At 58.1% G+C, this 25697-nt stretch carries 21 protein-coding genes; 5 read left to right on the top strand and 16 right to left on the bottom strand.

All coding sequences use genetic code 11. The features are described from left to right. Nucleotides 1-29 precede the first annotated feature (29 nt). A complete protein-coding gene (gene gltB, locus ACTHO6_RS14775) occupies nucleotides 30-4643 on the bottom strand; it encodes a glutamate synthase large subunit (RefSeq protein WP_440242531.1) in 4614 nt (1537 codons plus the stop codon). 122 nt (nucleotides 4644-4765) lie between these two features. On the opposite strand from gltB, the gene ACTHO6_RS14770 reads away from it, so the two are divergent. Then, nucleotides 4766-5668 (top strand): LysR family transcriptional regulator, encoded by a 903-nt coding sequence (locus ACTHO6_RS14770; protein ID WP_440242529.1) that lies wholly within the window; start codon nucleotides 4766-4768, stop codon nucleotides 5666-5668. Nucleotides 5669-5801: 133 nt separating this feature from the next. On the opposite strand, the gene ACTHO6_RS14765 is transcribed toward ACTHO6_RS14770, so the two are convergent. The 7 genes from ACTHO6_RS14765 to ACTHO6_RS14735 form a co-directional block, all read right to left on the bottom strand. Continuing rightward, nucleotides 5802-6338 carry a GNAT family N-acetyltransferase gene (locus ACTHO6_RS14765; protein WP_440242527.1) on the bottom strand — a complete coding sequence of 179 codons (537 nt, stop codon included), beginning with the start codon at nucleotides 6336-6338 and terminating at the stop codon, nucleotides 5802-5804. A 27-nt stretch (nucleotides 6339-6365) separates the two neighbouring features. Next, nucleotides 6366-7268: a MetQ/NlpA family ABC transporter substrate-binding protein gene (locus tag ACTHO6_RS14760; RefSeq protein ID WP_440242525.1), complete on the bottom strand. Its 903-nt coding sequence runs from the start codon at nucleotides 7266-7268 to the stop codon at nucleotides 6366-6368. A gap of 40 nt (nucleotides 7269-7308) precedes the next feature. Then, a complete protein-coding gene (locus tag ACTHO6_RS14755; RefSeq protein WP_440242523.1) occupies nucleotides 7309-7977 on the bottom strand; it encodes a methionine ABC transporter permease in 669 nt (222 codons plus the stop codon). Continuing rightward, a complete protein-coding gene (locus ACTHO6_RS14750; RefSeq protein WP_440242521.1) occupies nucleotides 7974-8759 on the bottom strand; it encodes a methionine ABC transporter ATP-binding protein in 786 nt (261 codons plus the stop codon). The genes ACTHO6_RS14755 and ACTHO6_RS14750 overlap by 4 nt, the downstream gene beginning before the upstream one ends. Nucleotides 8760-8768: 9 nt before the next feature. Beyond that, on the bottom strand, nucleotides 8769-9926 hold the full coding sequence (locus ACTHO6_RS14745) for a M20 peptidase aminoacylase family protein (RefSeq protein ID WP_440242519.1): 1158 nt from the start codon (nucleotides 9924-9926) through the stop codon (nucleotides 8769-8771). 57 nt (nucleotides 9927-9983) lie between these two features. Beyond that, nucleotides 9984-11339 (bottom strand): LLM class flavin-dependent oxidoreductase, encoded by a 1356-nt coding sequence (locus ACTHO6_RS14740; RefSeq protein WP_440242518.1) that lies wholly within the window; start codon nucleotides 11337-11339, stop codon nucleotides 9984-9986. Nucleotides 11340-11562: 223 nt separating this feature from the next. Then, the gene (locus tag ACTHO6_RS14735; RefSeq protein WP_440242516.1) at nucleotides 11563-11832 is read right to left on the bottom strand and encodes a glutaredoxin family protein; all 270 of its coding nucleotides are present in this window, start codon (nucleotides 11830-11832) and stop codon (nucleotides 11563-11565) included. A 386-nt stretch (nucleotides 11833-12218) separates the two neighbouring features. Between ACTHO6_RS14735 and ACTHO6_RS14730 the strand changes: the two genes are divergently transcribed. After that, nucleotides 12219-13235, top strand: coding sequence for an LLM class flavin-dependent oxidoreductase (locus ACTHO6_RS14730; protein WP_440242549.1), 1017 nt, complete (start codon nucleotides 12219-12221; stop codon nucleotides 13233-13235). A 219-nt stretch (nucleotides 13236-13454) separates the two neighbouring features. Here ACTHO6_RS14730 and ACTHO6_RS14725 read toward each other — a convergent pair whose 3' ends face one another. The 4 genes from ACTHO6_RS14725 to ACTHO6_RS14710 all read right to left on the bottom strand — a co-directional run bounded on the left by ACTHO6_RS14725 (nucleotide 13455) and on the right by ACTHO6_RS14710 (nucleotide 17237). Beyond that, the gene (locus tag ACTHO6_RS14725; protein WP_440242514.1) at nucleotides 13455-14807 is read right to left on the bottom strand and encodes an LLM class flavin-dependent oxidoreductase; all 1353 of its coding nucleotides are present in this window, start codon (nucleotides 14805-14807) and stop codon (nucleotides 13455-13457) included. Between the two features lie 193 nt (nucleotides 14808-15000). After that, a complete protein-coding gene (ybaK, locus tag ACTHO6_RS14720) occupies nucleotides 15001-15489 on the bottom strand; it encodes a Cys-tRNA(Pro) deacylase (protein ID WP_440242512.1) in 489 nt (162 codons plus the stop codon). A 23-nt stretch (nucleotides 15490-15512) separates the two neighbouring features. Then, nucleotides 15513-16373, bottom strand: coding sequence for a tryptophan 2,3-dioxygenase (gene kynA / locus ACTHO6_RS14715; RefSeq protein ID WP_440242510.1), 861 nt, complete (start codon nucleotides 16371-16373; stop codon nucleotides 15513-15515). Between the two features lie 252 nt (nucleotides 16374-16625). Continuing rightward, nucleotides 16626-17237 (bottom strand): DedA family protein, encoded by a 612-nt coding sequence (locus tag ACTHO6_RS14710; protein ID WP_440242508.1) that lies wholly within the window; start codon nucleotides 17235-17237, stop codon nucleotides 16626-16628. A gap of 114 nt (nucleotides 17238-17351) precedes the next feature. Here ACTHO6_RS14710 and ACTHO6_RS14705 point away from each other — a divergent pair, with 114 nt between their 5' ends. The 3 genes from ACTHO6_RS14705 (at nucleotide 17352) to ACTHO6_RS14695 (ending at nucleotide 19556) form a co-directional block, all read left to right on the top strand. Next, nucleotides 17352-17711 carry a hypothetical protein gene (locus ACTHO6_RS14705; RefSeq protein WP_440242506.1) on the top strand — a complete coding sequence of 120 codons (360 nt, stop codon included), beginning with the start codon at nucleotides 17352-17354 and terminating at the stop codon, nucleotides 17709-17711. Between the two features lie 92 nt (nucleotides 17712-17803). Then, nucleotides 17804-18301, top strand: a complete 498-nt coding sequence (locus tag ACTHO6_RS14700; protein ID WP_440242504.1) for a cation:proton antiporter regulatory subunit — start codon at nucleotides 17804-17806, stop codon at nucleotides 18299-18301. A 1-nt stretch (nucleotide 18302) separates the two neighbouring features. Next, on the top strand, nucleotides 18303-19556 hold the full coding sequence (locus tag ACTHO6_RS14695; protein ID WP_440242503.1) for a cation:proton antiporter: 1254 nt from the start codon (nucleotides 18303-18305) through the stop codon (nucleotides 19554-19556). A gap of 84 nt (nucleotides 19557-19640) precedes the next feature. Here ACTHO6_RS14695 and ACTHO6_RS14690 read toward each other — a convergent pair whose 3' ends face one another. The 4 genes from ACTHO6_RS14690 to ACTHO6_RS14675 all read right to left on the bottom strand — a co-directional run bounded on the left by ACTHO6_RS14690 (nucleotide 19641) and on the right by ACTHO6_RS14675 (nucleotide 25639). After that, nucleotides 19641-21239: a SagB family peptide dehydrogenase gene (locus ACTHO6_RS14690; protein WP_440242501.1), complete on the bottom strand. Its 1599-nt coding sequence runs from the start codon at nucleotides 21237-21239 to the stop codon at nucleotides 19641-19643. Between the two features lie 27 nt (nucleotides 21240-21266). Continuing rightward, complete coding sequence (locus ACTHO6_RS14685) at nucleotides 21267-23207, bottom strand: TOMM precursor leader peptide-binding protein (protein ID WP_440242499.1); 1941 nt, start codon at nucleotides 23205-23207, stop codon at nucleotides 21267-21269. Next, nucleotides 23200-25179: a putative thiazole-containing bacteriocin maturation protein gene (locus ACTHO6_RS14680; RefSeq protein ID WP_440242497.1), complete on the bottom strand. Its 1980-nt coding sequence runs from the start codon at nucleotides 25177-25179 to the stop codon at nucleotides 23200-23202. Before ACTHO6_RS14680 ends, ACTHO6_RS14685 begins: the two co-directional genes overlap by 8 nt. A gap of 178 nt (nucleotides 25180-25357) precedes the next feature. After that, entirely contained in the window at nucleotides 25358-25639 is a 282-nt protein-coding gene (locus ACTHO6_RS14675) for a heterocycloanthracin/sonorensin family bacteriocin (RefSeq protein WP_440242495.1), read from the bottom strand. Nucleotides 25640-25697 lie beyond the last annotated feature (58 nt).

Below are 25697 nucleotides of genomic sequence, written 5' to 3'. Positions count from 1 at the left end.
TTGCCGTCCTGGTTCCTTTCTATCTTTCCCTATCCTACCGAAACGCCGATTTGTTCAGGCACTTTTCTCTTGGGGGCCTTCTTGTCTGCACTCTTTTTCTGGTTCATCTCGAACGCTGCCAGAATGGCTTCCTGGCGTTTCATGCCGGATTTTTCCAGCTTCTCCACCGTCGAAACGATCTGCTTGTAGTCTTTGGGAATGACTTTGATGAACGTGGCGATCGTCTGCGGCCACGAAGCGAGCAAGGCTTTGGCCCGAGGACTGCCTGTGCAGGCGACGTGGTTTTCCAAGAGCCGCTTGACCTCGGCAATCTCCCGTTGGTCTTCCAGCTTTTCCAGAAGCACCATTTCCTGATTGCAACGGGCCGCAAATGCCGCATGATCCTCAGCCAGCACATAGGCGGTACCGCCCGACATTCCGGCTGCAAAGTTTTTGCCCACTGGACCGAGTACGACGACGCGTCCCCCTGTCATGTATTCGCAGCCATGGTCGCCCACTCCCTCGACGACGGCAGTGACTCCGCTGTTTCGGACGCAGAAGCGCTCACCCGCGAGGCCGTTGATGTACGCTTCGCCGGAGGTCGCGCCGTAAAACGCGACGTTTCCGATAATCATGTTGTGCTCGGGTGAAAACGTGCTCGTTTTCGCTGGCGCCACGATGATTTTCCCGCCGGACAGTCCTTTGCCGACGTAGTCGTTCGCGTCGCCCTCAAGCTGCAAGGTAATGCCGCGCGGAACAAAGGCGCCAAAGCTTTGCCCTGCCGAACCGTAAAACTCCAGACGAATCGTGTCTTCCGGCAAGCCGTGGACACCGTACCTTCTCGTTACCTCGCTGCCAAGAATCGTTCCCACTACGCGGTCGGTATTCTTGATTGGCAGGCGCGCCTGGATGGGCTTCTGCTTCTCCAGCGCCGGCTTGCACAAGGCGAGCAGGGTCTGACGATCCAATGTCTCCTCCAGCTTGTGATCCTGATTGCGCTGATGGTATCGGCCGACCTCTGCGGCTACCGCAGGCTGGTACAAAAGCGCGGACAGATCAATGTGCTTCGCTTTCCAGTGCGCTTTGGCCCGTTCGCTCACGGTGAGCACCTGGCTTTGGCCGATCATTGCGTCCAGCGTACGGAAGCCGAGCTGGGCCATGATCTCGCGGACTTCGCGAGCGACCAGGCGCATGAAGTTGACCGCGTGCTGCGGATCGCCCTTGAAGCGTTTGCGCAGCTCCGGATTTTGCGTCGCGACCCCAACCGGGCACGTATCGAGATGGCAGACGCGCGCCATGACGCAACCGATGGAGACGAGCGGAGCCGTGGCGAAGCCGAATTCCTCTGCGCCGAGCAGGGCGGCAATGACCACGTCGCGTCCCGTCATCAGCTTGCCGTCTGTCTCCAGCACGACGCGGTCGCGCAGCTGATTGAGCAAAAGCGTCTGATGCGTCTCCGCAAGCCCCAGCTCCCACGGCAGCCCCGCATGCTTGATGCTCGACTTCGGAGACGCACCCGTCCCGCCGTCGTGCCCGCTGATGACGATGACATCCGCCAGTCCTTTGGCGACACCTGCCGCAATCGTTCCGACCCCTGCCTTGGAGACGAGCTTCACGCTGATGCGCGCCCGCGGATTCGCATTTTTCAGGTCGAAAATGAGCTGGGCCAAATCTTCGATGGAGTAAATATCGTGGTGCGGCGGCGGCGAAATCAGACCTACGCCTGGCGTCGAGCCGCGCACTTCGGCAATCCACGGGTAGACCTTGCTGCCTGGCAGTTGTCCGCCCTCTCCCGGCTTTGCTCCTTGCGCCATTTTGATCTGGATTTCGGACGCATTGACCAGATAGTGGCTGGATACGCCGAAGCGTCCGGAGGCTACCTGCTTGATCGCGCTGCGGCGCAAATCGCCGTTTTCATCTGTCGTGTAACGGGCCGGATCTTCTCCGCCCTCCCCGCTGTTGCTTTTCGCTCCCAGACGGTTCATGGCGATTGCCAGCGTCTCATGCGCTTCCTTGCTAAGCGAGCCGTAGGACATCGCGCCTGTTTTGAAGCGGTGGACAATCGAGTCGACCGATTCGACTTCGCTGAGCGGGATCGGCTTGCGATCCGGTTGGAAGTCGAGCAGGTGGCGCAGGGCGGAAAACGGCTGTTCGCCTGCCATTTCCGCGTAGATTTTGTACTGCTCGTAGCTGCCTTCCCGGCAAGCTTTTTGCAAGGCGTGAACGGTCTTCGGCTGGAACAGGTGGTACTCGCCGTCGCGACGGAACTGGAAGTCGCTTCCCGGATCGAGCTTTTCTTCCGAATGTTCTGGCGAAAAAGCTTGCGCGTGGCGAATCAGCGTCTCCTGGGCGATCACGTCCAGCGAAATTCCGGAAATCTGCGATGGCGTTCGGGTAAAGTAGCGGTCAATGACGTCGGCGTGAATTCCGACCGCTTCAAAAATTTGCGCTCCCCGATAGCTTTGGATAGTCGAAATGCCCATTTTGGACATGACCTTGACGACGCCTTCGATGGCGGTTTGCAGGTAGGCTTCAACCGCCTCTTCGCCCGTGATGTCCTGGAGCTTGCCGGATGCGAGCAGGTCGAGCACAGAGGCGATGGCGACATACGGATTGACAGCGTCTGCCCCGTAGCCGATCAGCATGGCGAACTGGTGGACGTCGCGCGGCTCGCCCGACTCGACGATCAGGCTGGCTTTTGTCCGCGTACCGGAGCGCACCAGATGGTGATGCAGGCCGCTCGTGGCAAGCAAAGCCGGAATCGCTGCCCGCTTCTCGTCGATGCCGCGATCAGACAGGATCAAAAGCGTATAGCCTGCGGCGATCGCTTCATCCGCTGCGGCAAACAACTGCTCCAGCGCCTGCTCCAATGCGGCTTCTCCCCCGTCAGCAGCAAACAGGATCGGCAACGTTTTCGCCCTGAATTCCTGGTACGGATTGGCGCGAAGCTGTGCCAGCTCTTGGTTTGCGAGCAACGGATTGGTCAAGCGGATGCGGCGGCAATGGCTTGCCGCAGGCTCCAGCAGGTTTCCTTCCGCGCCGAGCACGGTGTGCGTCGAGGTCACGCAAGCTTCCCGAAGCGAGTCGATCGGCGGATTCGTCACCTGGGCGAACGATTGTTTGAAGTAATTGTATAAAAGCTGCGGGCGGTCCGACAGGACGGCGAGCGGCGTATCGACCCCCATGGAGCCAACCGGGTCTTTTTGCTCCACGACCATCGGCGCCAGCATTTTGTCCAGCTCTTCCTGCGTGTATCCGAACGCCTTTTGTCGCGCCAGCAGCGCTTTCCCGCTGAGCTCCTCGCCCGTGCCTGCCTGCGGCAGCTGCTCCAGCGCGTGCAGATTGTTTTCTACCCACTCGCGATACGGCTGCTCGCTGGCGATTTGTTGCTTGATCTCTTCATCGGAGACGATTCTGCCTTGCTCCAGGTCGACCAGCAGCATGCGGCCCGGGCTGAGGCGGCCTTTTTGCACAATTTTTTCTTCCGGCACTTCCAGAACGCCTACCTCCGATGAGAAAATGATCGTATCGTCCGTCGTCACGTAGTAGCGGGCCGGACGCAAGCCGTTGCGGTCCAGAATCGCCCCGATCTGCCTGCCGTCGGTAAAGGCAATCGCTGTCGGTCCGTCCCATGGCTCCATCAGGCAGCTGTGGTATTCGTAAAACGCTTTTTTGTCCGCATCGATCTGCTCATCCTGATCCCACGGTTCGGGAATCATCATCATCGCGACGTGTGGCAACGATCTGCCCGCCAGCGAGAAAAATTCCACACAGTTGTCGAGGATAGCCGAGTCGCTGCCGCGCATATCAATGACTGGCACGATTTTTTGCAAATCCGCCCCGAACAGTTTCGACGCGAACATCTTTTCGCGCGCCCGCATCCAGTTCACATTGCCCTGGAGCGTGTTGATTTCGCCGTTGTGGATCAAATAGCGGTTCGGGTGCGCCCTCTCCCACGTCGGAAACGTGTTCGTGCTGAAGCGCGAGTGAACGACAGAAAAGGAAGAAGTGTACGAATTATCTTGCAAATCGAGGTAAAAGGCATCTACCTGACCGGGCGTGAGCAGTCCCTTGTAGACGATTGTGCGGGAAGACAGGGAGGCGGCGTAGAAGTCGTCCCCTGCTGCATGCTCCATTTGCTTGCGGATGAGGTACAGCTTCCGCTCGAAAGCCATCTGATCCGCTACATCTGCGCTCGCTCCGATGAATACCTGGCGGATAAAAGGCTGGCTGGCTGCCGCCGTTTTGCCGATCTTTGTCGCATCGACAGGAACGGTTCTCCAGCCGAGCAGCTTTTGGCCTTCCGCTTTGACAATCGCGGCGAGCTTCGCCTCGTACTCGTTGCGCAGGCTCTCCTCCATGGGCAGAAACAGCATGCCGACACCGTACTTGCCTGGCGCTGGCAATGAAAAGTTCAGCTCTTTACAGGTCTTTTTGAAAAAGGCATGCGGGATTTGCGTCAAGATCCCGGCACCGTCGCCCGTCTCGGGGTCGCTGCCTTGGCCGCCGCGATGCTCCAGCTGGCAAAGAATCTGCAATCCCTTTTTGACCATATCGTGCGTTGCTTTCGCTTTCAAATTCGCAATAAAACCGATTCCACAAGCATCGTGCTCGAACATCGGGTCGTATAGTCCTTGCTTCGCAGGCATTCCAGTTCTCGTCATTTATCTCCACTCCCTTGCTCTCTCTGTTAACTCAATTTTAGATTGAGTGAAACGATACAAACAATATATAATTTACGCAATATTAATCTCAAAATGAGATCAATCGAGAAAGAGGGGTATTCATGGAGCTGCGACAGATTCTCTATTTCATCGAAGTCGCCAAGCGCGAGCACTTCACCGAAGCCTCGCACAACCTGCATGTGGCCCAGTCCGCCCTGAGCCGGCAAATCGCGAATCTGGAGACGGAGCTTGGCGTCTCCCTGTTCATTCGCGAAGGTCGCAACGTCAAGCTGACGGCGGTAGGCAAAATTTTTTTGCAGCACGTGGAAATGGCCGTCAACGAAATCGAAAAGGGGAAGCAAAAAATTGCCGAGTTCCTCGATCCGGAGCACGGAACGATTCGCGTCGGGTTTACGAGCAGTCTGGCCGCGAACCCGCTGCCGACCGTCATCTCCGGTTTTCGCGCGCGCTACCCGGACATCGGCTTCCAACTCCGGCAAGGCTCTTACCAGGGACTGATCGACTCCGTGATTAACGGGGAAATCGACCTCGCCTTTCTCGGCCCAGTTCCGACCCAGGAAAAAAACGTGCGCAGCCATATTTTTTTCGCCGAAAAAATCGTCGCGCTGCTGCCCGCGAAGCACCCGCTGGCCAAGCAGCCGAGCCTGCGCCTGAATCAATTGCAGGACGATACATTCGTCCTGTTTCCGCCGGGCTTCATCTTGCGCAATATTGCCGTCAATGCCTGTTCGCAAATGGGTTTCACGCCCAAAACCGCCTTTGAGGGCGAGGACATCGACGCGATCAAGGGACTTGTCGCCGCCGGCCTGGGCGTTACGCTGCTGCCCGAGCTGACCTTGACCGACAATGTGCCGCGTGAAACGGTGAAAATTCCCATCAGCGAGCCGCTCGTGCAGCGAACGGTAGGCATCATCATCCCGAACAACCGCGAGCTGCCGCCTTCCGAAAAGCTGTTTTACCATTTTTTGAAGGAATTTTTCGATGCGCTGAGCAAGTACAGCTAGGGAAAACGAGACGCGAAAAAGCCCTGATGGTTGGCTCTCATCAGGGCTTTCGCATCGTGTGCGGTCGGACGGTGATGGTACCTGGGGGCCTGAGGGCGAAGCTGACCCCGCATCTGGCCGAAGCGAAACGCCGTCAGCTCACTTGCGCCTCGTCCAGCCGCAACCAGTAGCTTTTGACGTGCGTCTCGCCGTTGAAAAAGTCTTTGTCGGCCGCGCGGGCAAAGCCCAATCGCTCGTACAGCTTCACCGCCGCCTGCATCATGTCTGTCGTGTGCAGGTGCAAGGTGGCTGCGCCCAGCTCGCGCGAACGCCGGACAGCCTCTTCGATTAGGCGGGCAGCGATTCCGTTGCCCCGCGCTTGCGGCGATACGGCCAAAAAGCGGATGATCGGCGAGTGAATCTCCAGCTCCGGACGGTCGTAAGCAGCCTCTGCCGATGCGAACAACTGGACGCTGCCGACGATTTCCCCGCCCCAGTCTGCCACGAGAAAGGCGAGCGTCTGGCGGCCCTCTGCCGATTCCTCGATCTCCTGCTTGTACCGAGTCCATCTGTCCGCCGACAAATGCTGTTCATACTGCTGGTAGGCGTCGAGCAAATGCTGTTTGATTTGCTCCCGGTCCCGGCTCCCTGCCTCCCGGATGCAAAGGTTTCGCTGCTGAGGTGCTTTCATCGTCGGCTTCCCCTCCCTGTTTCCGGCTTAAAAAGCAGGAACAACCGCGACCCCGTATTTGCTCTCAATAAACGCTTTGACCTCTGGCGAAGTGAGCGCGGCGTCGAGCTTTTTGATCTCTTCGCGGTTTTCGTCGCCTTTGCGGACGGTGATTACGTTGGCGTAAGGAGAGTTTGCGCCTTCGCGGAACAGGGCGCTGTTCGGATCGATTTTCGCTTCCAGCACGATGTTTGTATTGATGACGGCGCCGGCGAGATCAGGCAACGCTCGTGGCAAGGTAGCCGCTTCCGCTTCCACGAATTCCAGCTTTTTCGGGTTTTCCGCGATGTCCTTCGGGGTGGCCTCGTAGGTCGTCAAGCCGTCGCGCAGCTTGATTAATCCTTGCTCCTGGAGCAAAACCAGGGCGCGGTATTCGTTGGAAGGGTTGTTCGGAATGCCGATCTTGTCCCCTTCCTTCAGTTCGTCCTTCGATTTGAGCTTGTCGGAGTAAAAGCCGATCGGCTCGACGTGTACCTTGGTCGTGACGGCGAAATCATAGCCCTTCTCGGTTTTCACCGAATCGAGGTACGGCACGTGCTGGAAAAAGTTCGCGTCGATCTGTTTTTCCTGCAAGGCGGGGTTCAGTTGCCCTTCGTCATCGAGGACGACGACCTCCAGATTCACGCCCTGCTCCTTGAGCTTCGGCTTGATAAACTCCAAAATCTCGGCATGCGGCACAGGGGACGCGCCCACCTTCAGCGTCACTTCTTTTGCCGGTTCAGCTGCCTGCCCTCCACTTGCCTGTGTTGCCGAGGCGTTGGCCGCTGGCGCCGCTCCGGAGCCGGACGACTGGCTGCCAGAGCCAGAGCTGCTGGAGCCGCAACCTGCCACAAGCACGCTGATTGCCACCCATACGCTAAACATGATGCCGAGACCTTTTTTCTTTCCCATCGTTTCCACTCCCCTGGTTCTTCTGTTTTCAAGTTGGATCTTACTCGAACTTGTAACGCTTTTTGTTGATCGATTTGACGAGGAAATCGCCTGACCACTGAATCAGCTGAACTAACAAAATGATTAAAAGGACGGTGGCGATCAGGACGTCCTCGCGAAAGCGCTGGTAGCCGAAGCGGATCGCCAGACTGCCGAGTCCGCCCGCTCCAATCGCACCCGCTACCGCGGTAAACTCGGTAATGCCGATAATCCCGATCGTAATCCCGCGCACCAAAGCAGGCATCGCCTCGGGAATCAGCACCCGAAAAATGATCGTGAACGGCGTCGCCCCGACGGATTTGGCTGCTTCGATCTTTCCGGCGCTGACTTCCTTCAGCGCGCTCTCGATAATCCGGCCCAAAAACGGCGCGGCGCCAATCGACAGCGAAACGATGGCAGCGGTCGGCCCCAATGTCGTGCCGACGATCAGGCGCGACAAGGGCAAAAGCAGCACGATCAGGATAATCAAAGGAAGAGAGCGAACGCCGTTGATGACCGTGCCGATGGCTTTATGCAGCTTGGGCGCCTCAAGGATGCCGCCCTTTTCCGTGACGACCAGCGTGACGCCAAGGACGATCCCCATGGCAAGCGCGAACAAAGACGACCAGAACACCATGTAAAGCGTCTCCAGGAGCCCTTCCCAGAGCAAGTCAACCAAATCGTTGTTCATATCCCCGCCCCGACTCCTTCCCACACATTTCGCTTTTCGCGGTAATAATCAATAATGCGGACAAACCGCTTTGCCGTGTCGCTCTCCGGGTTGAGGAAAAACTTCTCCACGGTTCCGGTTTCGACAATTCGCCCGTTTTCAATCACGGCCATGTTGTGGCACACATGCTGGAGCACGTCCAACTCGTGCGTGATGAGTACAATCGTCAGGTTGAGCTGGCGATTGATCTCGCGCAGCAGCTCCAGAATGGCGTAGGTTGTCTGCGGGTCGAGCGCGGAGGTCGCTTCGTCGCTCAAGAGCAGATCAGGCTGGTTGACCAGTGCGCGGGCAATGCCGACCCGCTGCTTTTGCCCGCCGCTCAGCTGGAACGGGTAGACGTTTTCCTTGTCGCCAAGCTGTACGAGATCGAGGATTTCGCGGACGCGGTTGCGGATGTACGGCTTCGGGTGTCCGGCCACCTCCAGCGGAAAGGCGACGTTTTGGAAAACGGTTCGCGCATCGAGCAGATTGAACTGCTGAAAGATCATCCCGATTTTTTGCCGGGCCCGGCGCAGTTCTTTTTCCGGCAAATCGGTAATCACCCGTCCGCCGATCTCGATTCTGCCCGTATCCGGCTCCTCCAGCCGGTTCAGGCAGCGGATCAAGGTCGATTTGCCCGCCCCGGAAAAGCCGATAATCCCGAAAATGTCCCCTTTTGGGATGTGCAGATTGATGTTTTGCAAAACAGGCACCATGCCTTTCGCTGTCTTGTACGATTTGCTCAGATTGGAAATGTGGAGCATGCGCTCGATTCACCTGCCTTTCAGTGCGCCCACGGCCAATTCGGCAAAGTAGCTGGCGGCGGGGGCAATCGCCCGGTCATCGACGGTAAAGGCGGGATGGTGCCACTCGTTTGTCCCGGAGGTCCCGACGAACACGAACACACCGGGAATGTGCTGCTGATAATAGGCGAAATCTTCCCCCGCCGAAGTCGGTTCCGGCGTGACGACTTGCAGCCCGCGCCGCGCTGCTGTCTCGGCGGCCAGCCTGGTCAGCTCGGCATCGTTTTGCACAGAGGGCGGTCCCTGGAACCAGCGCACGCTCGCCTTGGCTCCGTAAGCCGCTGCCACTCCCTCGACGATCGCCCGGAGACGATCCGGGATCTGCCTGCGCACCTCCTCCTGAAATGTGCGAACCGTGCCGCCGAGAGCGACCTTGTCCGGGATTACGTTCCAGGTCGTTCCGCCATGGATGGTCGTCACGCTGACCACTGCGTTGGCGAGCGGGCTGATGCTGCGGCTGACGATGGATTGCAGCGCCGTGACGATCTGCGAGGCGGCGACGATCGGGTCGATGCCGGCATGGGGGATGGCGGCATGCGTGCCCAAGCCTTCGACCTCAATCTCGAACCCGTCCACGCTCGCCATCAGCGCCCCCGGCTTGATCCCGACCGTCCCGACTGCCAGATCAGGCTTGTTGTGCAGACCGAAGATCGCCGAGACGCCCGCGAGCGCCCCTCTTTCGATCAGAAGCGACGCGCCCGTGCCTTTTTCCTCGGCGGGCTGGAACAAAAAGCGCACCGTTCCTGGCAGCTTTTCCTCCTGCTGCTTCAGCAAAAAGGCGGCTCCCAGTATCACCGCGGTATGAAAATCGTGTCCGCACGCATGCATGTTCCCGACGACCGTCGACGCATACGGCAAGCCCGTTTCCTCCTGAATCGGCAGTGCGTCGATATCGGCCCGCAGCGCGATGACAGGCCCGCCGTTGTGGCCGCCCACCTCTGCCACGACGCCCGTTTCCAGCGGCAGCTCGACGAGGCGAATTCCCGCGTCCGTCAGCCAGTTTCGAATGGAACGGGTGGTTTCATATTCCTCGTAGGCCACCTCCGGGTATTGGTGCAGTTGCCTGCGTATCGCGATCAGCTTTTGTTCCCATTCTGTTTCTGTCGGCTGCTTTGTTCCTGTACTCACGCGAACCTCTCCTTCTCCTTCTCCTTCTCCTGTCTGCTGTGGCGCTTCTCTCTGTATTCAGGATTCAACCCCTGACAACTGTTTGCGGCGCACCGCCAGACGGTTGTACGGCTTTTCCAGACCGAGGTGCTCGCGCAAGGTGTCTCCTTCGTAATCCAGCCGATACAAGCCCCGCTCCTGCAAAATCGGCACTACTTTGTCCACGAACGCCTCCAGCCCTTGCGGTAGCACCGGCGCAATGAACATGAAACCGTCTGCGGCCTCCTCGGTAAACCATGTTTCCAGCACGTCGGCAATCTGCTTCGGGGTGCCGATCAGCTCGCGGTTTGCCCCGCCTTCGAGCAAGGCGTACAGCTCGCGCAAGGTCGGGTTTTCTTTGCGAATCAGCTCCGTCATCCATTCAAAATGGCTTTGAATGCCGTTGTCCTGCGGGAATTCCACCTCTGCCGCGGGAGTATCGAGCGAGTAGTTGCTGAAATCGACCTTGCCCAAGTACCCGGACAAAAAGCGCAGTCCCTGCTCCGGCAAAAGCAGATCGTGCAGCTTGCGGTGGATCGCTTCCGCTTCTTCCTGCGTATCGGCAATAATCGGAGAAATGCCCTGCAAAATATGCAGTTGGTCAGGCGTGCGCCCGTAGTCGGACAGCTTGCTTTTCAAGCTTCGGTAAAACGCTTTGGCCCGCCCGAAATCTTTTACGTGCGAGAAGACGACTTCTGCGGTGCGCGCTGCCAGGCGTTGCCCCGGCTCGGAGGCTCCGGCCTGCACAATGACGGGCTGTCCCTGTCTGGACCTGCCGATATTGAGCGGCCCCTGGACGGAGAAGTACGTGCCCTGGTAGTTCAGCCGATGCATTTTTGCCGGGTCGAAGAAAACGCCTGTTTCCTTGTCCTGGACAAACGCATCGTCCTCCCACGAATCCCACAAGCCTTGCACGACGTCGATGAACTCCTCTGCGCGCTCGTAGCGGAGATCGTGCTCCACATGCTCGGTGCGACTGAAGTTGCGCCCCGTCTCTCCGGTAGCATCCCCCGTCGTAACCACGTTCCAGCCGACGCGGCCATTGCTGATATGGTCGACAGAGGCGAACAGCCGGGCGAGATTGTACGGCTCGTGATACGTGGTCGACGCGGTGCCGACCAGCCCGATCTTGCTGGTCGCCCCAGCCAGGGCAGCGAGCAGTGTCGTCGGCTCAAAGCGGTTCAAAATGTTCGGGTGCGAAGCTTCGTTGATCGCCAGGCTGTCGGCGATAAACGCGATATCGAACTTCCCCCGCTCGGCTGTCTGCGCCAAATATTTGTAGTAGTCAATGTCGATGCTGGCATGTTTTCGCGCCTCCGGCAGCCGCCAGGAGGCAACGTGAATGCCCGTTCCCACCAAATAAGCGGACAAGTGAATCTGTCTTTTTTGCGGCATGTACGGCTCTCCTTTCCGATCAGCCTGCGAGCGTCCTTCGCCCAGCCGTTACGGCTTGCTCGCAAACGTCTCCTTGATATGGTTCCATTCCTCCACGGACACCTGTGTCGGAATGTAGTTGCCCTTGTACGTTTTGGTGATGAATTCCGGTACTTCTCTGGACGGGTAAATGCTTGCCTCGGACGGAGTGCGTTTTCATGAACAGTCTTGGCGCTTTTCGCTTTTACTCGGCCAAAAGCGCTTCGAGCCGATCCAGTTGGGTGTAGAGCAGCGCCTCGTATTTGCCGTCGCCGCCGATTTCCACGAGCGGGATCAGGCGCGTGCCGTATTTGACTTCCAGCACATCGCGCAGCACGTCTTTTCCAGCTACGTCAATCCATTCGTAAGGGTGGTGCTGCTCTTCCAAGGCGGCTTTGACGTTTTCGCAATAGGAGCAGCCTTCTCTTCCCCATACCACGACTTTTTTCGTTTGTTGTGTCCCTGCCACTTGCATTCCCTCCCATGGTTTCGCTGCGGTTTCCAGGTAAAGAAAAAGACTTCCTGCTTGATGGCATAGCCTAAGCAGGAAGTCTCTCCAGTTGTCTGGTCGAGGACTTTTTAAATTCATATCGGATTACTAGGGATAATATCATTCGCCTTCTGTCCCGTCAACGGGTTTTTTCCATTTGGCCTCATTTTGCCTGCCCCCATTGACAGCCCGTAACGGGATCGTTAAAATCCGAGTAAACAGCGGAGCAAACACAGGATAAAGACGCAGCAACGACAACTGCCTGCTCGCATAGCTGACTGGACAGCCAGAAGCCCCTTTTCCGATCGAATGCCGATCGCGGACGGAGGGGCTTTTTGTGCGTACTTCGACATGGTAAGGGGAGAGACATGGTGGCATTGACATTGAGCATTCTCGATCAAAGTCCGATTCAAGAAGGAGAGACAGCGGCCGAAGCCTTCCAGCATACGGTTCAGTTGGCGCAAAAGGCGGAGGACTGGGGCTATCACCGCTTCTGGGTGGCGGAGCATCACGACCTCGATCATGTGGTCGGCTCCTCCCCCGAGGTGCTCATCGCCCACCTGCTGGCGAAAACAGAGCGCATCCGCATCGGCTCCGGCGGGGTCATGCTCCAGCATTACAGTCCCTATAAAGTAGCGGAAAATTTTCACGTCCTCGCCGCCCTGGCCCCGGGACGGGTGGATCTCGGCATTGGCCGCGCGCCGGGAGGGCTTCCCCTCTCGACAAAAGCGCTGCAACAGCACGGCGGCACGCCCAACGCCTCGCTGGAGGAAAAGCTTGCGGAGCTGGAGCTGTTCCTGCACGATGAGTTGGCCCCTCCCCACCCGTTGTATGGCCTGACTGCCGTTCCTCTGCCAAACGAGCCGGTCCCGATTTATTTGCTCGGTACGAGTGCAGCAAGCGCGCAGCTTGCGGCCGAACGCGGCGTTCCGTACGTGTTCGCCCTCTTTATCAGCCAGGACGAAGCGGTTTGCCGGGAAGCTTTTGACGTGTACCGTCAGCGGTTTCAGCCAGGCAAATCGGCACAGCCGCTCCCGATACTGGCCGTCTCGGTCATCGTCGCCCAGACGGAGGAGGAAGCCGCCCGCCTGGCAGCGGATACGAAAGTCGCGAAAATTCATCTGCAAAGCGGCAAAACCGTCACCGTCACCAGCCTGAAAAAAGCGGAGGAATACGGGCAGCAGGCGAACGAACCGTTCCGGATCGAGGTCAAGGAAGCCAACGTCCTGTCGGGAACGAAGGAGTCCGTGCGCGAGAAGCTGCTGCAACTCGCCCGCACCTATCAGGTAGACGAGCTGGTGATCCACACCCCGATCCAGCATTTTCCCAAGCGACTGCTCTCCTACGAGCTCTTGCACGATGCGTTTTCCGAACTGAGCGTCACCTGAATGCTTGTGTTGGCAAGCCTGGCATTTCTGACATGTGATGCATGGCGAAAAAAAGCGGCAAAAGATGCCGCAACGCTCGAACAGCCCCCCTGCGGTGGAAGCGTTCCGCCGCTGGGGGGCTGTTTTTCGGGCGCTAGCTAGAGCGAGGCAGAGAGTTTGCGCGGTCGATGCTTCGTTATTCCGGCATCGGGCTGGTTTGCCTCTCGCGCCCCCTGGTTTTTACACCGGCGCATTTGCCGCTTGCTGCCCTGCTTGCTTGGGCAGCGCATAGCGATTGACCGGGATCGGCAGTCCGAGATGCCCGCGCAGCGTGTCGGCCTCGTACTCCGTGCGGAACAGCCCGCGCTGCTGCAAAATCGGAACGACCTGATCGACGAAATCGTCCAGCCCGCGCGGCACGTTCGACTGGAGAATGAACCCGTCTGCCGCCTCTTCCTCGAACCAGCGCTGGATCAGATTCGCCACATGCTCGGGCGTGCCGATGAACTCGCTCTCCGGCGTCGCGGTGTAGAGCGCGGTCTGCCTGAGCGTCCACTTTTGCTCCCTGGCCTTTTGCTTGATTTTGTCCGTCGTGCTCCGGAAGCTGTTGCGGCCTACCTCGCCCACGTCCGGAAACGGTTCGTCCAGCGGGTACTGGGAAAAGTCGTGATGGTCAAAAAACCGTCCCAGAAAATGCAGCGCCTGCTCCGTACTGACCAGGCTCGCCAGCTCTTCGTGCTTGCGCTTCGCTTCCTCAGCCGTGCGGCCAATGATCGGACTGATGCCGGGGAAAATGAGCAGGTCGGCGGGGCTTCGCCCGTAAGCGGCTGCCCGTCCTTTGACATCGCGGTAAAAACGCTGCGCATCGGCAAGCGTCTCTTGTCCGGTAAAGACCGCATCGGCGGATTTCGCTGCCAATGTCTTTCCGCTCTCCGACGAGCCTGCCTGGAAAATGACCGGCTGTCCCTGTCTGGAGCGGGCGATGTTCAGCGGCCCTTGCACCGCGAAAAACTCTCCCTGATGATCCAGCCGATGCATCTTCGCCGGGTCGAAAAACACCCCGGACTGCTTATCCCGGACAAAGGCATCGTCCTCCCACGAATCCCACAGCCCTTTTGCCACGCTCAAATACTCCTCGGCCATCCGGTAGCGCAGCGCGTGATCGGGATGCGGCTTGTTGCCGTAATTTTTCGCCGAGCCTTCCAGCGGCGAGGTCACTACATTCCAGCCTGCTCTCCCGCCGCTGATCTGGTCGAGGGAGGCGAGCTGCCTCGCTACCGTAAACGGCTCGCTGTACGAGGTCGACACCGTCCCGACCAGGCCAATCTTGCTGGTGACGCCGCCCAAGGCCGACAAAATCGTCAGCGGCTCGAAGCGGTTCAAAAAATGCGGCAGCGATTTTTCATTGATGTACAAGCCGTCCGCGACGAAGACCAGATCAAACTTCCCGGCCTCCGCCTTTTGCGCCTGCTGCCTGTAAAACGCAAAGCTGACGCTGGCGTCCGGCTGCGCATCCGGATGTCGCCACGCGCCCATATGCCCGCCGATTCCGTGAATCATCGCTCCGAGCCTCAATTGCCTGTTGCTTGCCATTTTCTCTCCTCCTTCATCCCGTACGCCTTTTCGCCTACGCCCGCAGCCAGCCCCGGTTGAGAACGCACAAAAAGGCCCCTGTACAAGCACAGGAGCCTTTGGTCGACCAATCGGCAGGAAACGGGTTTTCTCCATCCAGATTAGTAGGGTTATTCCGATGTGTCAATAAGGTTTTGTAAAAAGCAGCCCGGCCTCATGCGATTGGCATCGTAGTAACGTCAGCCAGCCGACCTTTCGTCGCCTTCAGCAGCCCGTCAACCGCCAGCTCAATCTGCACGCCAATGCTGCCCCCGCTGACGATGATCCGCTCCCTGTGCGCCACGCTGCTGTCAATGACGGTCGGGAACAGCTTTTTCATCCCCACCGGAGAGCAACCGCCGCGCACATATCCCGATACAGCGGTGATGTCTTTGACGGGGATCATCTCGATCTTTTTTTCCCCGACCACTTTCGCTGCCTTTTTCAGATCCAGCTCGGCTTCCACCGGGATCACGAAGACGTAATACGCCCGGCTCGTCCCCTGCGTAACGAGCGTTTTCCATACGGCTCCGGCTTCCCGGCCGATTTTTTGCGCGACAGAAATGCCGTCAATGTTCCCGTCGTCGGTTCGATACGTCAGCATGGTGTAGTCGATTTTTTCCCTTTCCAATATCCGCATCGCATTCGTTTTGGTCTGCTTCATGTTCCCCACTCCATTTCGTTCGCCTACAACTGCGTACGCAAGCTCCACAGCTCCGGGAAAAAGCGATGATCGAGCGCCCTGCGCAAATAAGCGACGCCGGAAGAGCCACCCGTGCCGGGCTTTTGTCCGATAATGCGCTCCACGGTGGTCATATGGTTGAAGCGCCATTGCTGCTGCTGGCTGGCGATGTCCACGAGCTTTTCCGCCAGCTCGTACAAATCCCAGTATTGGTGTACGTCGCGATATACCGTCAGCCAGGCCTGCTCGACGCTTGCATGAGGCTGATACGGCTGCGACCAGTCCCGCTCCAGACACGCCGGATCGATCGGCAGGCCGCGCGCTGCCATCTCCTTGATCGCCGCATCGTAAATGCTGGGCGCGTGCAGCGCTGCGCTCAACTGCGCATGCAGTTGTGGCTGATGCTCGTACACGGCCAAGACATGCGCATTTTTATAGCCGAGCGCAAACTCGATCAGCCTGTTTTGAAAGGACTGAAACCCGGATGAGTGCCCCAGCTTGTCGCGGAACTGCAAGTAGTCAGCAGGGGTGAGCGTGGAAAGGACATCCCACGACTTGATGAGCTGCTGCTGAATGCGCGACACGCGGGAAAACATCTTGAAGGCCGGCTCCAGCTCGTGGCGGGAAATACAGTCCATCGCTGCGGCAAGCTCGTGCAAAATCTGCTTCATCCACAGCTCGCTCACCTGGTGAATGATGATGAACAGCATCTCGTCGTGATGAGTGGACAACTGCTTTTGACTCGCCAAAATCTTGTCCAGATGCAGGTAGTCGCCATACGTCATTTCCTTCTTGAAATCGGTATGGATCTCCTTTTCCAGCGTGGACTTGTCCGGTTCGTTGTTCCCATGCGGGTGAGCATTCATGTGTAGTCGGCCTCCTTTTGCATGCAGATGCATGGTATGCGCTTACACAACCGTGCGCCTGCTTGCGCTCTGGTGTGTGTTTTCCTCTTCATTAATTCCTTCCCGCCCCGCATGGTTCCTGCCGACTTTCTTTTGGGACAGGGTCATTTTCTCCACCGCTGCGGCCTGTCCAAGAAAAAGGCGGCGTCGCTTGCCGTTGCGAAAAACCCTCTTTCCCCAAAAGAAAGAGGGCCCATCTCCTCAGCTGGCAGCTTATGGTTTGACGCCGCGCTTGCGAAGGAAAACCAGGAGGAAAACGACCGCGGCGACAGCAATCCCCTTGTAGACAAATCCCGCGTACACTTCCATCACGTGGAGCACGTCTTGCCACGACTCACCGAGAAACGCCCCGACCCACACCAGGGCAATGTTCCACAAAAAGGTCCCGATGCCCGTAAACAGCAAAAACAACGGCAGGTTCATCCGGGCCATCCCCGCCGGAATGGAAATGAGGCTGCGTACCAGCGGAATCATCCGGCAAAACAAAATCGTCCAGTAGCCGTATTTGTCAAACCAGGCATGCGCTCGCTGGATGTCTGTCTGCTTGATCCGCAAGAGATGTCCCCAGCGCTCCACGACCTTCCCGATTTTTTCCACGTCCAGATAGTAGCCGATCCCGTAAAGCAGAATCGCGCCGAGTACGGACCCGAACGTGGCCGACAAAATGACGCCCGGCACGGTCAACGTCGAGTGCGTGGTCATAAAGCCGCCAAAGGTCAGGATCACTTCAGAAGGAATCGGCGGAAATACATTTTCCAGCGCCATCATCAAGAAAATGCCTAGATAGCTGTATTGTTCAATGAAATGCGTCAGCCAGTTTTGCATAGTACCCCTCTTTTATATCAACCGATACTTATTCTTCTATCCTTCAAGTATAGAGACGATTGCCTCCTCGTTCAATGAAAAGCGGCATGTGGCCGGGAGAATCTGTGCAGAGCAATGAGTCTTGCGCGCGCCACATCTGGTACATGTGGTACAATTCTCTCGATTGGATTAGAAAAAAATGTAAAAGGAGCGATCCACATGCTGGGTTTGGTTGCCGTCGTTGCCGTTGCCGCTTTGGCTGCCCTGTACGACGCCTTGCGAAAAATCAACGCGAACATCCTCATGCAAGTCGAGCAAAACGACCGAATCATCAAACTGCTGGAAAACATCCAAAAAAGACATTCCTACTATTCACCCCGAGTTAAAGAGAATTTACCTGGACTGCTCGCAGCGGCGGTCTTTTTTGCGCTTTTCTGCCCCTTCAGAAATCGGACAAAGTGTGTCATATTTTTTGCGAACTGTTTCGAAATGTAGACTTTTCGCATCATTTACGTATATGATGATATTAGCAAACAATTATTTGTTTGTCGAAAACAGGTGGATTCCACGTTTAGGAGGCGTATTCCATGTTCACTATCAGGGAATCAGATTTGCCAGGAATCGGACGAAAGTACCAAGTGGAGACAAGAAGCGGTGACAAGCTGATTATCATTATCCACGATGACGGTCAACGGGAAATTTACCATTTTGACAAAGACGACTGGGACGAAAGCGTCTCGATGGTCACGCTCGATGACGAGGAATCGCGCCAGCTGGCCGGCATCATCGGCGGGATGACCTATAAGCCGAAAGCGCTGGAAACAATCGAGATGGCGCTCGATCAGCTCGTGATCGAATGGTACAAGATCGAGCCAGGTTCGGCCTGCATCGGAAAGTCGATCGGGGAACTGGACATTCGCCAAAAAACAGGGGCTACCATCATCGCCATTATTGAAAAGGATCAAAAGCAGAAAGTGAGTCCGGGACCAGAATGCATTCTTACTGCGGGTGTGACGCTGGTTGTCGCAGGCGAGAGAGGGCAGGTGAAAGTGTTAAAATCTACACTCATATCAGGGGGGGCTTGATTTGGAACACATCGTCTTTGAAATCGGTCTGGCCATTGGCTTAATCGCCATTGCAGGGTTCATCTCGCAAAAACTCCGCTTTTCCATCGTTCCGTTTTACATCCTCATCGGTATGGCCGTCGGGCCGCACGCCGCCTCGATCGGTCTGATCGATTTTCGGTTTATTGAAAGCGAACCACTCATTGACTTCATGGGTCGGATGGGTGTCCTGTTTCTGTTGTTTTACGTTGGACTTGAATTTTCGGTTGGCCGTCTGATTAAAGCGGGACGCTCCATCGCGATCGGCGGCACCATCTATATAGGCATCAACTTTACGCTTGGCTTGCTCTTCGGGTACTTTGCCGGGGTTCCGTTCAAGGAAATTCTCATTATTGCCGGGATTACGACGATCTCCTCCACAGCCATCGTGGCAAAGGTGCTGGTGGATCTCAAACGGACAGCCAACCCGGAAACGGAAATGATTCTGGGCATGATTATGTTTGACGATCTGTTCCTCGCTGTCTACTTGTCCATCATGTCCGGTCTCGTGCTGAGTGGAGCCACATCGGTCGTCGGCGTCCTCACCTCAGCGCTGATCGCGCTCGGGTACATGCTTCTGTTCATCATCGTAGGACGCAAGCTCGTCCCATTGCTCAACCGTGCGCTCCATATCAAATCCAATGAACTTTTCATGTTGACGGTCTTTGCAGGCCTGTTCCTCGTAGCCGGCTTCTCGGAAACGATCCACGTAGCTGAGGCGATTGGCGCCTTGCTCGTCGGGCTGGTCCTTGCAGAAACGGTCCATATGAAGAGAATCGAGCACATGATTCTGCCTTTCCGCGACTTTTTTGGCGCCATGTTCTTCTTCAGCTTCGGCTTGTCGATTGACCCGCTCCAGCTCGGTGGCGCTGTCTGGCTGTCGCTGGCTGCGGTCGCCATCACCCTGATCGGAAACTACACGGCCGGACTTCTCGCCGGACGCAGCGCAGGCTTGTCGGCACGCGCTTCGTCGAATATCGGTCTGACGATTACAGCGCGCGGGGAATTTTCCATCCTGATTGCGAATCTGGGAAAAGCAGGCGGACTGTTGGAAATTTTGCAGCCATTCACCGCCCTCTACGTCCTGATTCTGGCCATTCTCGGCCCGGTACTGACGAAGGAATCGAAGCATATTCACAACCTGGTCAGCAAAGTGCTTCCGCTGGACAGGATGTTCCGGACACAAGCAGCCAAAGCCGCTGCTCCTGCCCCGAGCGGGGAAAAACACCAGCGATAGAGACGTTCATTCAGGCGTCACCAAAGAACCCGATACCAAGAGAAGGCTGTCTGCGCCTCCCGCGCACGTCAGCCTTCTTTCGTTTTACCCGTGTAAGCTGCCCTCCAGACGAACTCGCTGCCTGTACGAGCCGACAGGCACCTGGATCAGGCACGTCTCTTGTTCATCCGACAGCCCGTAAATCCCGTCGCAGGCCGCCACATCGTACCCGAGCAGCGGGTGTCCGCCCAGCCCGCAGGCAAAGGCCGCGAGCAGCAAGCGGTGTACGGCGATTCCTGCCTGCATCTGCTGAATCCGGTAGCCTCTGTACCCCCATCGGGCGCGCAGATGGTGCCTCTGCCCCACAACGTGGAAGCAGAGCGGCACTTGAAACAGATTGACATTGTCGAGCGTCATGCCCGCCTGTAGCCTCTGCCGCTGATCCCCCGTTTGCCTCGCCACCAGACTGTGCCTGTCTGGCGCGTAGCGATATGCCCCATCGGCGATGCCTTCCACCCGGTATATACAGACATACAGGGCGGGCAGCGCGCTTTCTGTGCCTCCGAGATCATGGCGGTAGCGAAAAGCGCCAAACGCCTCTTGCAACAGGGCCCCCAGTTGCTCCTGCGCGATTTTTCGCCAAACAAAATCAAGCTCCGGCGAAATGCGGCGGCGGCAAAATTCCGCAAGATCAGGTCGCGGCGGCGAGCCTGGCGGCAGGCTATGCCGCTTCTCCTCGCCTTTCCTCCCCGGCGGTTCGCCGACGGCTGCCGGATCGCCAAAGGATGCGGTCGATTCGTACATGGCCGCTTCATTCATTTTGCGCAGCAGCGGGTAGTCTTTTTGCGTCTGCGAGCCGATTTTGTGCCGATGCCTGACGCGTCCTAGCTGGCAGATCAGTCGTTCAGCCGTCAACTCCCCGGTGGATGCCGGTCCGGTCGACAGCCCCGGCGCAGGCAACGGCCAGGCTTCCTGCGGCTTCGTCGTCAGCGGCATGATCGCATACACGCTCTCTTCGCTCCCCGACAAGCCGAGCAGATGGTTGACAGCCCGATCCAAAAACAAATAGTGCACGCCTGCTTCCATGCCGCAGCCAGCGGCCAAAGCCAGCCATTGTCCGAGCAGCACGCCCGTATCGAGCGCTTGCAGGCGGTACGAAAACAAGTCGTATTTATAGGCGTTTTTCCAAAAGTAGGAGGATAGAAACAGCACGCCAAAGCAGTGGTGCACCGCGCAGCGTTGTCCGAGCGACTGGCTCACGTAGGCATCGAAGTCTCCCTCGCGCAGCAGCACAAGCCGATGATGGGCCACATCGTAATGATAGACGCCCTGGGTCATGTACGAGAGCTTCGCATACAGATAGACTTCGTTCGGATACAACGCTCCGCCCGAAGGAATGGCCCTGCGGTAGGACTGCGCAGGAAACAGCCCCCCCTCCCTCTCCTCCTGCGGAAACACCGTCTGGCTGATTTTTGCCAGTCCGTACGCATAGTAGAGCAGGCTGCCGAGCTGGGCCATTGTCGGTTCGCCCTCCACCTGTTCGTCTACGAGCGACAAGGCTACCTCCGCGGGCAGCGAAACAGTCGGCAAACCGCCGTACAGCTTGTAGGGCAGCGGAGCGTCGTCCCAGTTCACTTCCAGATCAGGCGGCCTGACTTTTTCGGTGGCAAAATGCAGGTCGTGCAAAAAACGCTCAAGACTCATCACTCTCTCCCCTTTGGGGCGCGATTTTTACGGAAACGGGTGCGGATGCGGATTCAGTTGGGCGTACGTGAGCGGCTGCTTGGCGTAGCCGAGCGTGACCGGAACGTGCAGGACACGCTCCAGGTTGGTCAGGCGCGTCAGATGGTGACCAAACGTCATCGGGAGCATCCCCGGAATCAGGACCCGCACGCAGGACAACCCGATACGGCTGACCTCTGGCGTCGTCTGCTCCACGACAATGACGTCGAGCTGCAAACGGCGAAAGACATCCAAAAGCTCCTTCAGGTCGTCTGTCAAATCCGCGTGCTTGCGCGGCTGGGCAAACGCCTCGGCAAACGACTGCGGCGGCCCGTTGTTTTCGAGCAAAAAGCCCAGGCGTTCTTCCGCCTCCGGCAAGCCGTAGAGCATGGCGTGATCGTCCATTTTTTTCACGAGCGAGGCGTCGTGGTACATGCGCAAGTAGCTGTCACGATTGGCTTCGAACTTGTCTTGCAAGTTGTGCAGCATCGCGGCGGTTTCGTGCAGCCCGCTTTTGACCGCCCGGACCGGATCGGGATGAGCGCCGCCTGCGCAGACGAGATTCAGCCCTGCCTGTTTGCGGTTTTTCGCGATCATCCACACGCTCGGAATGCCGTTTTCCATCGTCGCGTTGTACAGGTGCAAATCGTAGTCGGTGACGGACGCAAGCCGCGCGAGCATCAAGTCCAGCTCCCGATCACCGGACGTCGCCGGATCGAGTCTGGGCAGCGGCAGCTTGGCATACCAGGTGAGCAAAAACGCATCGCGCTCCACCACCTCCAGGATGCCGTAAAAAATCGCTTCCTCCAGGCTCCCGCCGATGGCACAGCCATTGGACGTCTCAAAGACGAAGCCGTCTCCGAAGCCAAGACTGTAGTAAGCCATCCGCTCGGGAACGAGAATCGGCCGCTCCTTCATGCAGGAATAGCCCCACACCCAGTTCATCGGTCGCTTCGGGTCGAACGGCTGAAAAGGAAAGCCGGGCATAGCGTACTGCTCCCGGGAATGAACGCCGCATGTCACCGGATCGAGCGCGTGTTCGGCCAGATTCGCGTAGCAGTCGTACACAACCGTTTTTTTGCCGCGCGGGGTCAGGCCGCAATAGCGCTCCAGCCCTTCCAGAATCGCCGTCCATTCGCTGTCGGCGTAGGAATTCGACCTGCCTGCGGTCCCTTCATCGTGGGGAAACAACGGGAGATTGACGCTCACATCCGCGTAAACCGAGACGAGATCGCGCATTTTCCCGTTCAGAAAACCTGTCCGCGCATCCACGTATTCCGTGCGCAGCCTGGGCTGCAAATTGTCCAGCGACTTCACCCGATAGCGATTCGGATGCGGCTTGGGATTCGGCTTCCAGGCAAACGTCGCTTTTTCCGGGGTATCTTCCTCCAGCCGTCCGCAAATGCCGCAGAGCGGATCCGGGAGGAAAAAGTGACGGGAGCACGCCAGCGTCTGCAAGTCGAGCAACTGGATGTGATCGTGCAACCGGGCTTGTTCTCCCGCCGCCAACCGGTGCACTTCCTCGACCACATAATGGCTCGCCTGCAAAAGTCCCGTGCGCGAGGCCCAGGCATCTGCCCCGCCCCCGCCCTCTTCCGTCAACTGGAACTGATGCTCCCACATCTCCTTGCGGTCGCGGCCAGCCATAAGCCGCCGCATGTCGGCGCACTGCGAGCAACCGGGCATTCCCGGCCGCACAAACGGCCCTACCACCGCTTCGCCAAAGGACACAAACGCTCGGAGCCAAGGGATGCCGGATGCCTGAAACCGTTTTTCCGCTTCCAGATGTTCATGCGGCTGCCAGCCGTCTTGCAGCACCAGCGCCAGGTCGGCATGCGTATCCGCTCGCTCGACCGTCTGCCGCCGCGTCAGGCGAAACTCCGCCTGTAACCGCGAGACGACCAGATCAGCCAGCAGCCCGTCGCCTACGATCAGAATCTGCTTACTCATGCGCGTCCTCCTCTCGCAACGACAAAGCGACAACTCCCGCCAGGTCCTCCTGTAAAAACGGCTCCACGGCTGCATTCAACAGCACGGGGACCAGCCGTTGCCGGGCCAGCACGGCTCGCGCCTGCTGCCACAGCTCTGCCTCGGTATCCGGGCAAGGGCGAAGCAACGCATCCTGCCCGGGCTGATCGGACTGTTTCAGCGCGACATGAGAGGCGCGCACGACGGGGGCGAGTTGCTCCTGCGGCATGTCGTGCCGCTTTTGCAGCACCAACGCCGCTTGCAGCGCTTTGCGCAGCGCCGCCGCTTCATGCAGGCCAACCGTGCCCACCCACTCTGTCCCTGCCGCCATTCCCACCCAGTACACCGGAAAGCCGTACAGGTCGGCACCTCGGGCGATTGGCGGCTGTTCGTTTTCGATCGCGAGCGCGCGCAGGTAAAAACGGCACGGCTCGTCTGCAAGCTCTGGCAGCACCACGCGAGTCGCTACGGGCGGCCGCTCTCGCACCTGTTCGGCCAGGCTGGACTGCAAAAGGTGGTACAAGGCGCGGCACAGCGCCTCCGCTCCCGACTCACCCGCGCCAATGCCGTAGGCGCTCTCCTCTGTACTGTCCGATTCGCCGCCGCCAAACAGATGTGCTGAAGCCGTCCGGATGCCGCACGCGCCGACCAGGCGGGACACGTACATTTCCGTCCCCAGCAAGCCCGCTTCCCTGCGCGCTTCTTCATGGGTATAGCCCGGACATATTCGGGCGGGCAGCAGTTCGGCAGGACCGCTTGCTACAGGATCGACTGCCTGCACCTGGCATTGCGCGAGCGGCAGCTGCACCAGCTCCCCTTCGTCCCAGCTGTGAAAAATGCCGACGTCCGGCGAAGTCCACGCCAGGAAGGAAGCAAGCAGACCGTGCCTGGACGGCGCTGCTTGCGCCAGCAGCTGCTGTTCGTCCACCGGAGCGAGACGCGGACTTCCCTGTACAAGCGGATGCGCCATCGCCGTGTGCCAGTTGCCCGAAAGCGTCTCCAGGTCGAGCACGTACAGCTTGCCCGCAGGCTCTGCCGCCGCTACACCGGTCACCTGCTTGAACCATTCAAACACAGCGACGTTTGCCAACAGAGCGGCGGACGTAGCCGTAAACGGGTGGTCATCCGCATCTGCAATCAGGGAAACGCGGTGCAAGCGGCGCAGCACCGAATCGAGACAGACGGGCGACGCGGGGTGAATCAGCGGGCCCGCGATCCCTTTTTGCCAAAGTCCAAAGGCGGGAACAAACGTTTTCCCCCTCTCCCGGCACAAGGCATGCACGAAAGACAGCTCGCTATGTTCGCCATCATCCGCGACGTACAAAACCGCAGAAAACGGCGCAAGCGCTTGCTCCCAGCCTTCTTTTCCCTGCTGCGGAATCGGGATTTCGCTCAGCTTTGCCTCGGCATCTTTTTGTCTGGCGTGGGCGTACAGTTCTGCCAGCCTTTCTCGATTGACCGACGCTGGATCGGTCGACGCGTAATGAATATGCGGGCAGCCCGACTCCCACAACGCCTGAATCAAAGCCAGCAAAAACGGACCCGCCCCGATTGCGAGCGGCTTTTGCTGCCGATACGTTTGAAAGGCGTGGCCGCCGGAACCAACCAGATGCTCGACAAAGCCGATCTGCGCGGAAAATTGCTCCACGACCGCAGCAGACAGCTGATGAGGCTTACGCTCGCTCACGTCCCGAGCAAATCCGTTTTGCAGCAGGCTGTCGGCGATTTGATAAATCTGCGCCTGGTATTCCTCCGGCAAGTCGGCGGTAATCTCAGCCAGCGTGTGCTCCCCGTTGAAGATCGGCAACAACTGCTGGACCCACTGGTCGATCATTTCCCCTTCCATGCGAAATGTCCCGACGTTATTGCGAAAATAGACGCTGCCATCGGGATTGGGCAAAAAAAACGTATCCCGTTTCACTGCCAGACGCAGCGATGGATTTCGTATGACCATGCTCCTCCTCCTTGCTTGGCTGTATGCGCCACTTGATGCGATGAGGGTGTCACGGTCATTGTATGTCGGGCGCTTTGTCCGACATGCCTGCGGGAAAAAGCCGAAAAGCCCCTGCCTGGCATACGCCGGACGGGAGCTTTTTCGTGTTCGTGGTCGCATTGCTCGCTTTCGGCAAAGGCTAGAAACAACGGGCGCACGACGTGCAGGGAAAAAAGCACGGAAAGAAGCACGTGCCAACGCAGCTACAAGCGCAACTGCACCCGCCGCAGCCGCCGCATCGGGCACAGCCTCCACATCTGGCGCCACCTCCGCACCTGGCACAGCCTCCGCATCGCCCGTGCCCGCATCGGCTGCGCACCAGCATCGCTTCCTGTTCCTTTTCTTTATCCCAGGGAGTCACTTTCTCCGCCTTGAATTCCGAAGCCTTCAGCTTTCGTAGCTCTTTTTTCCACTCATCCATCAACATTCACCTCCGCCACTGCATGTAGCTACTCTACATGTATGAAGCGGCGATAGGT

The organism is Brevibacillus sp. SAFN-007a (assembly GCF_051967035.1).
Classification (GTDB): Bacteria; Bacillota; Bacilli; order Brevibacillales; family Brevibacillaceae; genus Brevibacillus.
The sequence above is the reverse complement of the archived record's forward strand: the minus strand, read 5'-3'. Positions and strand labels throughout refer to the sequence as shown.

Coding starts and splice junctions, on each gene's coding strand:
- gltB (WP_440242531.1), bottom strand. CDS start 4,643: ATGACGAGAACTGGAATGCCTGCGAAGCAAGGACTATACGACCCGATG.
- ACTHO6_RS14770 (WP_440242529.1), top strand. CDS start 4,766: ATGGAGCTGCGACAGATTCTCTATTTCATCGAAGTCGCCAAGCGCGAG.
- ACTHO6_RS14765 (WP_440242527.1), bottom strand. CDS start 6,338: ATGAAAGCACCTCAGCAGCGAAACCTTTGCATCCGGGAGGCAGGGAGC.
- ACTHO6_RS14760 (WP_440242525.1), bottom strand. CDS start 7,268: ATGGGAAAGAAAAAAGGTCTCGGCATCATGTTTAGCGTATGGGTGGCA.
- ACTHO6_RS14755 (WP_440242523.1), bottom strand. CDS start 7,977: ATGAACAACGATTTGGTTGACTTGCTCTGGGAAGGGCTCCTGGAGACG.
- ACTHO6_RS14750 (WP_440242521.1), bottom strand. CDS start 8,759: ATGCTCCACATTTCCAATCTGAGCAAATCGTACAAGACAGCGAAAGGC.
- ACTHO6_RS14740 (WP_440242518.1), bottom strand. CDS start 11,339: ATGCCGCAAAAAAGACAGATTCACTTGTCCGCTTATTTGGTGGGAACG.
- ACTHO6_RS14735 (WP_440242516.1), bottom strand. CDS start 11,832: ATGCAAGTGGCAGGGACACAACAAACGAAAAAAGTCGTGGTATGGGGA.
- ACTHO6_RS14725 (WP_440242514.1), bottom strand. CDS start 14,807: ATGGCAAGCAACAGGCAATTGAGGCTCGGAGCGATGATTCACGGAATC.
- ybaK (WP_440242512.1), bottom strand. CDS start 15,489: ATGAAGCAGACCAAAACGAATGCGATGCGGATATTGGAAAGGGAAAAA.
- kynA (WP_440242510.1), bottom strand. CDS start 16,373: ATGAATGCTCACCCGCATGGGAACAACGAACCGGACAAGTCCACGCTG.
- ACTHO6_RS14710 (WP_440242508.1), bottom strand. CDS start 17,237: ATGCAAAACTGGCTGACGCATTTCATTGAACAATACAGCTATCTAGGC.
- ACTHO6_RS14705 (WP_440242506.1), top strand. CDS start 17,352: ATGAGTCTTGCGCGCGCCACATCTGGTACATGTGGTACAATTCTCTCG.
- ACTHO6_RS14700 (WP_440242504.1), top strand. CDS start 17,804: ATGTTCACTATCAGGGAATCAGATTTGCCAGGAATCGGACGAAAGTAC.
- ACTHO6_RS14690 (WP_440242501.1), bottom strand. CDS start 21,239: ATGAGTCTTGAGCGTTTTTTGCACGACCTGCATTTTGCCACCGAAAAA.
- ACTHO6_RS14685 (WP_440242499.1), bottom strand. CDS start 23,207: ATGAGTAAGCAGATTCTGATCGTAGGCGACGGGCTGCTGGCTGATCTG.
- ACTHO6_RS14680 (WP_440242497.1), bottom strand. CDS start 25,179: ATGGTCATACGAAATCCATCGCTGCGTCTGGCAGTGAAACGGGATACG.
- ACTHO6_RS14675 (WP_440242495.1), bottom strand. CDS start 25,639: ATGGATGAGTGGAAAAAAGAGCTACGAAAGCTGAAGGCTTCGGAATTC.